Below are 14,032 nucleotides of genomic sequence, written 5' to 3'. Positions count from 1 at the left end.
GTTGCTCAGGGTCACGGTGTAGGTGATCACGCCGCCTTCGGTGACGCTTGACGGGGCCGTCAGGGTCGCGGTGGTGGCGTCGACCGAGTCGTTGATCGTGGTCTGAGCCGGCGTCGGGTTCGGGGTCAGTTGCTCGAAATTACCGCCAGTGGCGTTCTCGATAGTGACGCTGACGGTCGAGCCGTTGTTATAGACGTCATTGGCCGGGGTCTGGAAATCAACGCTGCCCTGGGTTTTGCCGGCTTCAACGGTAATGGTTTGGCCGTTGGACAGGGTCACGGTTACCGGCGTCTGAGCAGGGTTGCTCAGGGTCACGGTGTAAGTGATCACGCCGCCTTCGGTCACGCTTGGCGAGGCGGTCAGGGTCGCAGTGGTGGTGTCGATTGTATCGGTCACCTGGGTAACCGCTGGCGTTTGCGGCAATGTCACCGTCAGCCCACCACCTCCGGTACTACCTGTCACGGTGGCCGAAATCTGGCCCCCGTCGATGTAGGGTGTGTCGTTTGCCGGAACTGCGACGTTGACGCTACCACTTGTCTGCCCAGCCGGAATTACGATCACGGCACCGTTGGACAGAGTAAGTACCAGGTTGGTGGTCGGCGCCTGACCAACGGTGGCGGTATAAACGATTACGCCACCCGCTTCACTGATGGAAGGGGTTGCGCCAAGCGTCAGCTCAGTAGCGACGGTGGTATCCGTCGGTGTGGTCACCAGGTTGTTGCCGTTAGTGTCCAGCAGGCCCACTTCTTCGTTATCGGGTACGCCCGCAAAGCCCAGCCCGTCAGTCGGGAAGCCAACCGTCGGGTCAACTCGGCCAGCCGTCTCTTCGAGCATCACGAAGCTGTGGCCACCGCCGAGCGCACCACCACCTGCTGATGACGGGCCAGCGGCGGTAGCTTCAAGCTCAGTAGTCGGGTCAACACCAGCAGCAATTGCCTGCTGCAGCTCTTCCACCGAAGGCGCGGCCTGGGCTGCCGCCTGGCTCAGGTCGGTGCTACTGTCAGGCGCATCGGCACTCCATTGGCTGTCACGTCCAAGATCGAGCAGTCGGCCATCAGCCAGCTCCAAAGTAACTGCACCGCCAGGACCGGTGAGCACTTCCTCACCGGCCAACAGGCGGTCACCTTCGATAAGTACACGCCGGATGCCCTCTGGGGATACCGCAATAACCTGGCCGACAATGCTTTTGACGATGGCTACAACGCTGCTCATTGGACTCTCCGTGTGACCCGATGGGGTACTTCCCTGCCAGAGCGGCGCTTGCTAGCCACTTCAGGCGGAACTATGTAGATGATCTCTTGACGTTTTTGACGTCAATATTCCGTCTATAACTTTTTGGAATTGCCTGACTGCCAAACTATTGACCTTATACATGCCATCCTAAACAATCGGCAATGTAATGTCACATTGATATTTGTACCTTAGCCAAGCGTTTCCGGAGGACAAATGTCTTACATCATCAAAAAGGTGTTAAGCCATCAGTCCTAGCACTTTTTCATACAGCTCAGCAGCCGTAAATCATGCGGCGCGACCGACTTACTCGGCAATGTCAGCGTTACTGGCGTCAATATCCAGATCACTGTCAATCGCCCGGACACTGATTGCCAAATAAGCACAAACCTTGCCGGAATGCGGCCAGGCAGAGGTCGATAGCCAGCCAGAGCCGGGGCGCTTGCTCACTCGAGGCCCACCAGGCTTTCAACGCTGCGCGAGTCACAGGCAGCTATGTGTCGCAAATCAAAGAGATGACGTACGAGTGCGTGAATAATGGTATCCCGATCATTGAAAATCGCTTGCGGATATTGAATGCAAGAATGCAAGGATCCGCGCTCTATAGATGAATTCTGACTAACAAGCCACAGATATGCGCCAACAAACCAGCGCCTGTTTACTGACAGTGACTAAGCTGGAACCCAAAGCCCTTGCATGCCTTGGCTGAGTGGCAGGCTATGCTGCAACAAGCCGGATGATGGCTGGATCAAAAATGAAACAATCATTGCCCCGCTAAGTCTGGTGAAAATGAAGCACGTAGAATTGTTTACTCAACACCGATTCAAGGCGAACATTGGCCAGCTGCTCCAGCACCAGGGCGTGATAACCCTTATCAGCACAGCTTTGCAGCACCAAAGAGAGCCAGGGTGAGCCGGCCGGACCTTAACGACGGCACACCCACCCCACCCACCACAAGGATGAAGAGAGCGCCGCGTGGAATCCGAAGTCAGTCGAGTCCAACTCAGCCACGATCCACGCAGTCAGCATGACGATCCCCTGCTGGATAGTCTGCTGAGCCTGTGTGTCCTGCACCAGAAGCCCGCCAGCCGGGTCATGCTGACAACAGGCCTACCGCTACCCGCCCAGCGCCTGAGCCCTGAACTGCTGCCGCGCGCTGCGGCCCGGGCTGGCCTGCAGGGGCGCCTGCTTCAGCGAAAGCTGGAGCAGATCCCGAGTATCGCCATGCCGGCCATGCTGCTGCTCAAGGAGGGCCGCAGCGCCGTCCTGCTCGGCTGGGAGAACGATGACACCGCGCGCCTGCTACTCAGCGAGAGCGACGGTGGCGAGGTGCATGTCAGCCGCGAAGCACTGCTAAGCGACTACAGCGGCCGCGTGTTCTTCGCGCAGCCGCAGCACAAGTTCGATGTCAACCATGGCAACCTCATCCCACGAGCGAAGTCGTGGTTCCGCGACACCCTGCTGCGCAGCAAGTGGTTGTATATCGACGCCATCGCCGCCAGCCTGGTGATCAACCTGATCGCCTTGGCCGCGCCGCTGTTCGTGATGAACGTGTATGACCGGGTGGTGCCAAACCAGGCCACCTCGACGCTCTGGGTACTGGCCATCGGTATCGCCGGCGCGTATATCTTCGACCTGATCCTCAAAGGCCTTCGCGGCCTGTGCCTGGACCTGGCCGGCAAGAAGACCGACCTGATCATCTCGGCAACGCTGTTTGAACGTATTGTCGGCATGTCGATGAAGTACCGGCCGGCGCGGGTCGGCAGCTTTGCCCAGAACATTCACGAGTTCCAGGGCTTGCGCGACTTCCTCGCCTCGCTGACCCTGACCAGCCTGATCGACCTGCCCTTTACCATCCTGATTTTGATTGTCATCGCCATCATTGGCGGGCATCTGGTGTGGATACCGATCATCGCCTTCCCGCTGGCTCTGGGCATCGGCTACGCCCTGCAACGGCCACTGATGGCGACCATGGAGCGGACCATGGCTTTGGCATCAGAGCGCCAGTCCAGCCTGATCGAAACCCTCGCCGGCCTGGATGCGGTAAAGGTCAATAACGCCGAAAGCGAACGCCAGTACATGTGGGAGCAAACCCTCGGCACCCTGAGTCGGCTGGAGCTGCGGGTGAAGGTGCTGTCGAGCCTGGCGATGAACATCACCCTGCTGATCCAGCAACTGGCCGGCGTCGCAATGATCTGCGTGGGCGTGTATCTGATCATCGATGGCAACCTCAGCATGGGCGGCCTGGTGGCCTGCTACATGCTCAGCGGCCGCGCCCTCGGCCCGCTGGGCCAGCTCAATGGCCTGCTGGCCCGCTACCAGCAAGCCAAGGTGACCATGGTCTCCACCGACCACATGATGGATCTGCCGCAAGAGCGCAACTTCGAAGAACGCCCGCTGAGCCGCAAGGTGCTGCAGGGCAGCGTCGAGTTCCGCGGGGTCGACTTCACTTATCCAAACCAGCAGAACCTGGCCCTGAAGAATATCAACCTGACCATCCGCCCTGGCGAGAAGGTAGGCATCATCGGCCGCAGCGGCTCCGGCAAGAGCTCGCTGGCCAAGCTCATCGTCGGCCTGTACGAGGCCGATGGCGGCTCGCTGCTGGTCGATGGCGTCGACATTCGCCAGATCGATGTCAGCGAACTGCGCCACAACATCGGCTACGTCCCCCAGGACATCCAGCTGCTGGCCGGAACCTTGCGTGACAACCTGGTCAGCGGCGCCCGCTACATCGAGGACGAATTGATCCTGCAGGCCGCTGAACTGGCGGGCGTACATGAATTCGCCCGGCTGCACCCCGACGGCTACGAGCTGCAAGTGGGTGAACGCGGGCAGAACCTGTCCGGCGGCCAGCGGCAGAACGTCGCCTTGGGCCGTGCGCTGCTGCTCAACCCGCAGATCCTGCTGCTGGACGAGCCGACCAGCGCCATGGACAACACCGGTGAAGAACGCCTCAAGCAGCGCCTGCAAGCGGTGGTGGAGGGCAAGACGGTACTGCTGGTCACGCACCGTGCGTCGTTGCTGTCGCTGGTAGACCGGCTGATCGTGATCGATCGCGGGCAGATTGTCGCCGACGGCCCGAAAGCCGCGGTCATGGATGCACTGAAGAAGGGGCAGATCAGTGTTGCATAAGCTGGATATGGGGCAGTTCAAGGACGGCCTGCGGCGCTATTTCAAAGGCAGCGACTCGCTTGGCGGCCAGCCGCTGCCCGAGGTAAACAAGGCCCTGATCGAAGATGCGCCGCGCGTGGTGCGGCTGACCATCTGGGGCGTGATCCTGTTCTTCGTGTTCTTGATTGTATGGGCCAGCGTTGCGCCCATCGACGAAGTTACGCGGGGTGAAGGAAAGGCCATTCCGTCTTCCAAGGTGCAGAAGATTCAGAACCTGGAGGGCGGCATCGTCGCCGAAATCTTCGCCAAGGAGGGGCAGATCGTCGAAGTGGGCCAGCCATTGCTGCGCCTGGATGAAACCCGCTTCGCCTCCAACGTTGGTGAAACCGAGGCTGACCGCCTTGCCATGGCCCTGCGGGTCGAACGTTTGAGTGCCGAGGTAGAGGACCGCCCGCTGATTATCGACGAAAAGCTGCGTAAAGCCGCGCCAAACCAGGCGGCCAGTGAAGAGTCGCTGTACCAGAGCCGGCGCCAGCAACTTCAGGACGAAATTGGCGGCCTGCAGCAGCAGTTGGTCCAACGCCAGCAGGAGCTGCGGGAATACAGCTCCAAACGCACCCAGTACGCCAACAGCCTTGAGCTGCTGCGCAAGGAAATCAGCATGTCCGAACCGCTGGTGGCAACCGGCGCGATTTCCCAGGTTGAAGTACTGCGCCTGCGCCGTGCTGAAGTGGAAAACCGCGGTCAGCTGGATTCCACTGCGCTGGCGATCCCGCGCGCAGAGGCGGCGATCCGCGAGGTGCAAAGCAAGATCGAAGAGACGCGTGGCAAGTTCCGAAGTGAAGCGCTGACCCAGCTGAACGAGGCGCGCACCGAACTGAACAAGGCTACCGCCACCAGCAAGGCGCTGGACGACCGGGTGCACCGCACACTGGTCACTTCGCCCGTGCGCGGTATCGTCAAGCAACTGCTGGTGAACACCATTGGCGGGGTAATCCAGCCAGGCAGCGATATCATCGAAGTCGTGCCGCTGGACGACACGCTGGTCATCGAGGCGAAAATATTGCCCAAAGACATCGCCTTCCTGCACCCCGGCCAGGAAGCGACGGTCAAGTTCACCGCGTATGACTACACCATCTACGGTGGGCTAAAGGCCAAGCTGGAGCAGATTGGCGCCGACACCATTACCGATGAAGACAAGAAGACTACGTATTACCTGATCAAGCTGCGCACTGATCGCAGCCACCTGGGGACTGACGAGAAGCCACTGCTGATCATTCCGGGGATGGTGGCGACGGTGGACATCATGACAGGCAAGAAAACCATCATGAGCTACCTGCTCAAGCCGATCATGAAGGCGCGCTCGGAGGCGCTGCGCGAGCGGTGATAGCCAACCTGCTGGTTTCGTCATTGCTGTAGGAGCGGCCCTGTACATCGCTGCGTAAATCCTGGGGCCGCTACGCGGCCCTTTGGCGGCTCTAGGCCGTTTCTGCAGCGGCGCGCGAGAGGCCAATCAGCGCCAAGGCGCAGGCTCACCCACCAGTTGCCCCTGAATCCCGCCCACTCCCATCTCCAGCAACACCAACCGCTCCCCTTCCGTCTCGACTCGCTCGGCAATCAGTGGCAGGTCGATGCTATGCGCCGCACGCTGGATCGCTTCGATGAACAGCCGCTTGTGCTGCTCATGATCGATGTTGCGGATGTAACTGCCGTCAATCTTCAGGTACGCCAGGCCCAAGTGCGCCAGGTTGCCAATCATGCTGAAGCGCCCACCGAAGCGTTGTAAAGCCAACCCAAAGCCAAGCCCATGCAGGCGACGGGTGAGTTGCTCCAATGCGGCCTGCTCAGGCAACTGCTCCTCGCCAATTTCAAAAACCAGCCGCGGGCCAAGCGCCGCATTCTGACTCAGCAGCTCGAAAATGCGCTGAAGGGCCTTGGGGTCGGCCAGGGTGGCGGCGGACAGGTTCAACGCCAGCACCTGGTCATGCCCTCGCAGGTGCGCCAACACTTTCTCCAGCACCAGCACATCCAGCCGCGGCATCCAGCCGAAGCGCTCCAGCCAAGGCAGGAAGCGGCCCGCCGGCAAGGCCTCGCCGTGGCCATCGCGCAAACGCGAAATAACTTTGTGGTGCAGTACCCGTTGCGAGGAAGCGCACTCCATCACTGGCTGGAAGAACAGCTCGAAATGCCCATTGATGAACGCTTGGTCGAGCCGTTCGTGCCAGGCATGCTGGCTATCCGCAGCAACCGCAGCAACACCTTGCTCAAGGCATACCCACCCCGGCGTTGGCTGATTCTCAGCGCGGGCCAGAGCCTCGTCGGCGAGCTTCAGCAACGCCTGTGGTGAATCACCAGGGCTGAATGGTGCCAGGCCTATACAAGCCACCGGGTCGATATCACTGGCCCCCGTTTCGTGCAGGCTTTGCAATGTTGCCTCCAGAGCCTGGGCAAGGTGTACTGCCTCCTCATGCACCATGCCCGGTGCCAGCACTGCAAACTCGCCGCCGCGGCTGCGGGAAATGAGGTCGTTGGTTTCCGGGTAGCTGGCACAAGTACGACGCAGCTGTTCACCTACCGCTTGCAGCAACTGGTCTGTACGCTGGCCACCAAGGCGGGCGTTCAGGCCAGCCAGGCCCTGAACCCGCAGCAACAGCAGGTAGCCGGCGCGCGCGTCTTCCAGGTTGCTTACCCGATTGTTCAGCTGCATTTCGAAATAGCGTCGGTTCGACAGCCCGGTCAGGCTGTCCTGGTAGGACTCCGCACGCAGCCGCTCACTGCGCTCGGCTTGCTCGGTGAACAGGGCTTTGAGCTTCTCGACCATCTGATTCATCGCTTGCACCACACGGCGAAGCTCCGGCGTGCGTGGCAACTCTGGCAGGCTGAGGAATTCGCGGCGAGCAATAGCGTGGGATTGCTCGACCATGTAGTCCAGCGGCCTCAACTGGCGGCGCAACAGCAAAGCACCGAGCACTGCACTGGCCGCACCGCACAACAGCAACCAACCCAGGCTGCCCAAGGCGCTTTGCCAAAGCTTGGCAATGGCGAACATCGGGTGGCTGATCACTTCAACGCGCGCGGCCTGCTGCCAGCCACGACTGACGATTGCATCGCCGCCGGCGGCCTCGAGGCCGATCAGGCGCACAAACCAAAGCGGCACACCGCCAGGGTCTGGCTCGGCCTGACGCTCCACCAGCACGGCGTTGGAACCCAGGTCGACGACCTTGATGCTTGCATAGTAACCACTGTCGAAAATCGAGCTGACCATCAGCTCGACCATCGCTGGGTCGTCGATATTCGGCGTCAGAGAAAGCGCCAGCGCGGTGGCCGCATCCTGGGCGTGCGAGCGCAGTTGGTTGACGTACTGGCTGCGCGAGCTTTCCAGGCTGACCATGAAACTGCCACTGAAGGCGACCACCAGGAACAGGCAAATGGCCAACAGCAATTGTTTGAACAGTGACATCTGTGCTCCTTCAGTAAACCGGCTCGGCCGGGAACCCTTCGGCCTGCATTTTCTTCAACAAATCCTGCCAGCGTGACAGCCGTTTGGTATCACCAACCTTCTTGTTCCCTGCGGCGCCCGTCAGCCACAACCCCTCGCCATTGAAGGCGTACACCGGCAGCAAGTCGCTACGCTGGCTTGCCGGCTTTATGGCATCCATCAGACTGTCCAGCACCAAAGGCTGGGCCTGTGGGCTTGAATAATAGGTCAGGACCATGTGTGCCCGGTTCTGCCGCAGCGCCTTGACGTAGGTGATGCGCAGTTTTTCGCTGGGGATTCCCATGCGCCGTAGACTGAAATATTTGGCGATGGCGTAATCCTCGCAGTCCCCTGCACCTTTGATCAGTGCCTGCACAGGTGTGGCCCAGTAGTCGACCTCATGCCACAGATCGATATCCTCGACATAACGCAATTGCTGGTTGAAGAAGCGGTTGACCACTTGCAACCGTTCAAGCTCGGTACCCTGCTTCTGCGTGGCCATCAGGCTCTGCCAGGCATCGATGCGACCCTGCCCGGCACCTAGTGGGCCGTACAGAGCCTGCGACTTGCGGCTGATCTGGGAGAAATCCCAATCCGCGTGCAAGCCGCTCAGCAGAAGACTGCCCAGCAGCGCGGCAAAGCCGACATATCGCACTACGGTTTTGAGCAACCAGGATATCGCCACTGCGAAGCCCTGTTCAGACCAGTCGAAAGCAGCGATGGTGGGGCTTGCCACCGCAAAAGACAATGGCACCCTGCAATCACGCACCCGGCTGTCAGCCCGCCTATACTTTCTGCTTACATCTTTCTATAGGCAGCTTCCTTTGACGTGCGACTTCCTCCACCATAGCCGCGCTTTTGGGGCGCCCGTCCAGGGTGGGTGCAGGTTTGACACCCTCTCAAGCTGTTACTAGTGTCATTGGATCCAATATAGTCATCGTTGAGGCAGGCGTCGCGTGGCCAAGAAAATCAAATTGAGCAATGTGCTGGCCAGCGAGCAGTTGTTGCCGCACCAGGCCCGTGGCGTGATCGAAGAACGTCTGCGCAGCGCCATTCTCGATGGTCGCTTGCCCCCTGGTACTGCGGTTCGCCAACAAGAGCTCGCCACCTTGTACGGCGTTAGCCGCATGCCCGTGCGCGAAGCCCTGCGCCAGCTCGAAGCGCAGTCCCTGCTGAAGGTGGAGATGCATAAGGGTGCCGTCGTTGCACCGCTGATCGGCGAGGATGCAGTGGACACCTATGCCCTTCGCGTATTGCTCGAGAGCGAGGCGCTGCGCCAGTCTATCCCGCTGCTTGATGCCAGCGACATCGCCAGCGCCCGCGGGTATATCCAGCAACTGGAGAATGAGACCAGCCATACTGAAATTGGCCGTCTCAACCGCCTGCTCCACATGGCGCTGTACAGCAAAGCGCCGAACAAGAAACTACTGCGCCTTATCGAGAACGAATTGAACGAGGAAGAACGTTTCTTGCGTTTCCATCTTTCGTCCATGGGCCTGGGCAAGCTCACTCAGGACGATCACAACGCACTGGTAGATGCAGCCAGCGACAAGCTGGTGGACGAAGCGGTAGCGGTGCTGGAACGGCACCTCAATGGCGGGGCACGGGTGATCCGCAACTACCTGGATACGCAATTGGGGCATTAGCCCATTACCGGCTTTACGCGGTAACTGATGGGTTGCAAATTAATCTTGCTCCGCCAACAATGAGACTAATTATCATTAACGTCCATTGATGCCGGCGCCCTCCTCCATGCCCAGCAACGATTCCGTGCAAACGCTCTACAGTGACCACCACGGCTGGTTGCATACCTGGCTGCGTAGCAAGCTCGGCAACGCAGCCGATGCGGCTGACCTCGCCCAGGATACCTTCGTCCGCCTGCTACAGCGTCGTGAACAATTGCAGCTGAATGCTCCCAGGGCCTTCCTGCGCACGGTAGCGCGTGGGTTGGTGATCGATCATTGGCGCCGCGAGGAACTGCACAGGGCTTACCTGGAGGCCTTGGCCCATGTGCCGGAAGCACTGGTCCCCTCAGTCGAGACCCGCGAGCTGCTGCTGGAATTGCTTGAGCGTATTGCGCGCATGCTCGACGGTCTCAAACCCAAGGTACGCCGCGCATTCCTGCTGGCTCAATGCGAGGGGCTGAAGCATCAGGCCATCGCCGAACAGATGGGGATCTCCGTGCGCACCGTTGAGCGCTACATCGCCGATGCGCTCTATCACTGCTACGTGCTGCGCTATGAAGACGACTGCTGAATCCATGACCGTCGCACGCCCTGATACAAAAACGGTCAGGCAGGCCATTCAGTGGATGCTGCGGCTGCGTGAAAGCGGACACGATCCGGCTTTGCAACAACAGTGCGAGCAATGGCGCAGCACCCACCACGAAAACGAACAGGCCTGGCAGCGTGTAGTTCACCTTCATCAGGACCTCGACCTGCGCGCTATCCCCGGTGCCGGGCTGGCATTGCAGACACTGGAAACCAGCCAGCAGCGCCTGCGCCGTCGGCAGGCACTGAAGCTGCTTGGTGGCGTTGTCATGGCAGGGTCGGCGAGCTGGCTGGCCAAAGACCTCAATACTGTGAGTGCCTGGGCGTCAGACTATGCCACCGGCACGGGCGAGCGACGCGTCTTCACCCTGCCCGATGGCTCGATGATGCAACTCAATACCTGCAGTGCCGTGGACCTGGCCTTCCATGATCAACGGCGCCTGGTCCGCCTGAAGCATGGGGAATTGATGATCAACTGCAACCCTCGGCATCCCCTGCTGGTACAAACCCGCGACGCGCTGCTTGAAGGCTTCGAAGGACGCTTTGTGGCCTATCAGGATAGCGACTGCACACGTGTCAGCGTCAGCTACGGCAAAGTGGCGATACACCGGCCTGGTACTGGCCAACTTCAGTGGATCGAAAGTGGCCAGAATTGGCGCCTGGATGCTCAAGGTGCGCACAGGCTCGCCCACATGGATATGGATGCTATGGCCTGGACTGAAGGGTTGATCGTCACCCAGGACATGCGCCTCTCCAACTTCCTCGCGCAGGTCAGCCGCTATCGCCATGGTTACCTGAGCTGCAGCAATGATATTGCCGACCTGCGCCTGTCGGGGGTGTTCCGCCTTGAAGACCCGGAACAACTGCTTCGGCTGCTACCGCAGACGTTGCCCGTACAACTTCGTCGACGTACACGCTGGTGGGTGCATGTAGAGAGCATGACCTGATAAGGCGTTATCGATTTCTGGCGGGTTTTGAATCCGGGTCCGGCTAGGACAGTAAGCAACACTTTCTGCCCTCGACACTTTAACGGACCCTTCATGTCTATCAACCCGGTGTTAACCCACACATTCAGCCCGAATGATTTTCGTCCAGTCCTGCAATCAGCTCACTTGCGCCATGCCATCCGGGCTGTTCTGTTTGGTACCGCCCTGGGCCTGGCAACTGTTCCGCAACTTTCCGTTGCGGCCGACACAGCCGAAGTGAGCCAACACTATGCAATACCAGCTGGCCAACTGACCGACGTGCTCAACAAGATCGCTCGTCAGGCCGGCATCACCCTATCGAGCACCCCTCAGCTGACCGATGGCCTGCACTCCAACGGACTGCAGGGGCAGTACACAACCGATCAGGCGCTGCGCCAGTTGCTAAATGGCAGCGGACTGGAAGCCGTCAGCCAGGGGGGAAGTAACTATGTGCTGCAGGCACAGCGTCAGAACGCCGCCCTGGCATTGCCAGACACAGACATCCGTAGTTTCTCCCTCGGCAACGCACTGGGCAGCATGGAGGGTTACAACGCCACGCACAGTCAGGTGGCGACCAAGACCAGCATGCCCTTGGTGGAGACATCCCAATCAGTCTCGGTAGTTACTCGCCAGCAAATGGACGATCAGGGCTCTCAGACCGTTGCCCAAGCCATGCGCTACACGCCTGGAGTACTGACCAACCCGTACGGTGCCACTCATCGCTATGACTATGTAGCCATGCGCGGCTTCAACGACGGTTCGGTGGACAACATCTACGTCGATGGGCTCAAGTCAATGGGAGACAACGGCACCTACAGCACGATGCAGGTAGACCCCTACTTCCTTGAGCGCATCGACATTCTCAAGGGACCGTCTTCGGTACTGTACGGGCGAAGCTCGCCGGGTGGCATGGTAGCCCTGACCACCAAGAAGCCACTCTTTGCCCCTTACCATCAGGTTCAGGCCACGGTGGGTACTCAGGGCCAGCGCGGCGTGGGCTTCGACTTCAGTGGTCCTGTGGATGACGACCAACGCATTGCGTATCGCCTGACGGGTTTGGCGGATGCTTCCGAAACTCAGTTCGACCATAACAAGGAAGAACGTTACGCAATCGCCCCTGCTATCAGTGTCGACTTCACCGAAGACACCTCACTCACGCTGCAGGCCTATTTGCAGCACGACCCTGACGGTGGGTACCACGGCGGCAACCCTGCAGACGGCATGCTGCACAAACGCAACGGTTTGCGCCTTTCAGACCATTTCTTCGAAGGCGAGCCGAGCATCGACAACTATGAGCGCACGCAGCAATCCTTCAGCTACCAGTTTGAGCACCGCTTCAATGATGTGTTCACCGCACGGCAGAACTTTCGCTATCAGGATTCCGACGTGTCGATGGACCAGGTGTACTCCGCCGGCTGGGCAGATGTGGACAGCAATATGCTAAACCGCGCCTATACCGGCGGCGACGAGCGCCTGCATTCATACATCATTGATAACATGCTGCAGGCAGAGTTTTTTACTGGGGCCGCCAAGCACACCTTGCTCTTGGGGGCTGACTACCAGCGGCGCAAAGCCGACGTGACATGGCATTATGGCACCGTCGACCCGCTGGATGCCGGCAATCCACAGTACGGCAATGGCAACCTTCAGGTACTGGGCGAGAACCGCTACCAGCGCCGTTTGCAACAAACGGGTGTGTACCTGCAGGATCTGGTGGAGCTGGACCAGTGGCGCTTTTCCTTGGGACTGCGCCAGGACTGGGTGAGGGTGTCCGAAGAGAACCGTGACAGCGACAGCAAGGTCAGTGATCAACGCTCCAGGTTCACCTCCCGGGCAGGAGTGCTCTACCTGTTCGAGAACGGCATTGCGCCCTACATCAGCTACTCGGAGTCGTTCAACCCAAACACCGTGTCCGACCAACAAGGCCGGCCGCTGGCACCGACGGAGGGCACTCAGTGGGAAGCCGGTATCAAATATCAGCCACCTGGGAGCGACAGCCTGTTTACCGCATCGGTGTTCCGCATCGAGCAGGAGAATTTGGCGTCTAAACAGCCTGACGAAGACTTCTACCGCCCTGTCGGTGAAGTCCGCTCGCAAGGGCTGGAGCTAGAAGCCCATGTGCAACTGACCGACAGCCTCAAACTGCTGGGTGGCTATACCTTCACCGATATCGAGTATTCGAAGTCAATGCCGAGCCTTGTGTCGGGCAACTTGGACAACAAGGGTAATTCGCCGACTCAGGCGCCGAAACAGATGCTCTCGCTGTGGGCCGACTATAACTTCCGCCAGGGGGCACTGGATGGCCTGCGGCTGGGCGGTGGGGTGCGATATGTGGGGTACAGCTGGGTGGATGCGGAAAACAGCATGAAGGTGCCTTCCTACACCCTGTTCGACGCCTCGATCGGCTATGACTTGGGCAAGGTCGGTCTGACGGGTGTGGATGTGCGCTTAAACGCCAACAACCTTACCAATGAAAGCTACATTACCTCATGTGCCAGCCTGAACTACTGCTACATGGGTGAAGAGCGCAATGTAAGCGCTACGGTCAGCTATCAGTTCTAACCGATATTGAAACCCGTGAAAGACAAAGCCCCTGTCTGCATCGCAGACAGGGGCTTTGGGTTTGAATCTTGACGATGACCTACTCTCACATGGGGAAACCCCACACTACCATCGGCGATGCATCGTTTCACTGCTGAGTTCGGGATGGGATCAGGTGGTTCCAATGCTCTATGGTCGTCAAGAAATTCTGTGTGCTGGCCCGTCACTAGGACGCGCCTGCGAATCTCTGTAGTTCCTACTTAAAGACAAAACCCCTACCTGCATACGCAGATAGGGGTTTTGCGAAATGAATCTTGACGATGACCTACTCTCACATGGGGAAACCCCACACTACCATCGGCGATGCATCGTTTCACTACTGAGTTCGGGATGGGATCAGGTGGTTCCAATGCTCTATGGTCGTCAAGAAATTCTGT

9 protein-coding genes and 2 rRNA genes are annotated in these 14,032 nt (G+C 59.3%); 6 read left to right on the top strand and 5 right to left on the bottom strand.

Annotated elements, in window-relative coordinates; translation table 11 throughout:
- Positions 1–1,212 (bottom strand): retention module-containing protein (locus FQ668_RS00060; protein WP_144179809.1); only part of this gene is annotated, 1,212 nt, incomplete at its 3' end.
- 993 nt (positions 1,213–2,205) lie between these two features.
- Here FQ668_RS00060 and FQ668_RS00050 point away from each other — a divergent pair.
- Positions 2,206–4,362: a type I secretion system permease/ATPase gene (locus FQ668_RS00050; protein ID WP_003256004.1), complete on the top strand. Its 2,157-nt coding sequence runs from the start codon at positions 2,206–2,208 to the stop codon at positions 4,360–4,362.
- Positions 4,363–4,369: 7 nt separating this feature from the next.
- Positions 4,370–5,728, top strand: a complete 1,359-nt coding sequence (locus FQ668_RS00045; protein ID WP_172830945.1) for an HlyD family type I secretion periplasmic adaptor subunit — start codon at positions 4,370–4,372, stop codon at positions 5,726–5,728.
- A gap of 126 nt (positions 5,729–5,854) precedes the next feature.
- Here FQ668_RS00045 and lapD read toward each other — a convergent pair whose 3' ends face one another.
- Positions 5,855–7,801, bottom strand: coding sequence for a cyclic di-GMP receptor LapD (lapD, locus tag FQ668_RS00040; protein WP_019437306.1), 1,947 nt, complete (start codon positions 7,799–7,801; stop codon positions 5,855–5,857).
- A gap of 10 nt (positions 7,802–7,811) precedes the next feature.
- Positions 7,812–8,573, bottom strand: a complete 762-nt coding sequence (lapG, locus tag FQ668_RS00035) for a cysteine protease LapG (RefSeq protein WP_172833539.1) — start codon at positions 8,571–8,573, stop codon at positions 7,812–7,814.
- A gap of 202 nt (positions 8,574–8,775) precedes the next feature.
- Here lapG and FQ668_RS00030 point away from each other — a divergent pair, with 202 nt between their 5' ends.
- The 4 genes from FQ668_RS00030 (at position 8,776) to FQ668_RS00015 (ending at position 13,616) form a co-directional block, all read left to right on the top strand.
- Positions 8,776–9,465 (top strand): GntR family transcriptional regulator, encoded by a 690-nt coding sequence (locus FQ668_RS00030; RefSeq protein WP_014589286.1) that lies wholly within the window; start codon positions 8,776–8,778, stop codon positions 9,463–9,465.
- Between the two features lie 106 nt (positions 9,466–9,571).
- Positions 9,572–10,075 carry a sigma-70 family RNA polymerase sigma factor gene (locus tag FQ668_RS00025; protein WP_014589285.1) on the top strand — a complete coding sequence of 168 codons (504 nt, stop codon included), beginning with the start codon at positions 9,572–9,574 and terminating at the stop codon, positions 10,073–10,075.
- Positions 10,076–10,079: 4 nt separating this feature from the next.
- Entirely contained in the window at positions 10,080–11,036 is a 957-nt protein-coding gene (locus FQ668_RS00020; protein ID WP_014589284.1) for a FecR family protein, read from the top strand.
- Between the two features lie 165 nt (positions 11,037–11,201).
- The gene (locus tag FQ668_RS00015; RefSeq protein ID WP_019437302.1) at positions 11,202–13,616 is read left to right on the top strand and encodes a TonB-dependent siderophore receptor; all 2,415 of its coding nucleotides are present in this window, start codon (positions 11,202–11,204) and stop codon (positions 13,614–13,616) included.
- A gap of 66 nt (positions 13,617–13,682) precedes the next feature.
- On the opposite strand, the gene rrf (FQ668_RS00010) is transcribed toward FQ668_RS00015, so the two are convergent.
- Positions 13,683–13,798 (bottom strand): 5S ribosomal RNA (gene rrf, locus FQ668_RS00010).
- Between the two features lie 109 nt (positions 13,799–13,907).
- Positions 13,908–14,023 (bottom strand): 5S ribosomal RNA (gene rrf / locus FQ668_RS00005).
- Positions 14,024–14,032: the final 9 nt, after the last annotated feature.

It is taken from the genome of Pseudomonas sp. Kh14 (assembly GCF_900291005.1).
Taxonomy (GTDB): Bacteria; Pseudomonadota; Gammaproteobacteria; order Pseudomonadales; family Pseudomonadaceae; genus Aquipseudomonas; species Aquipseudomonas alloputida.
Note: the sequence above shows the minus strand (reverse complement) of the source record. Positions and strands in the feature narration are given on the sequence as shown.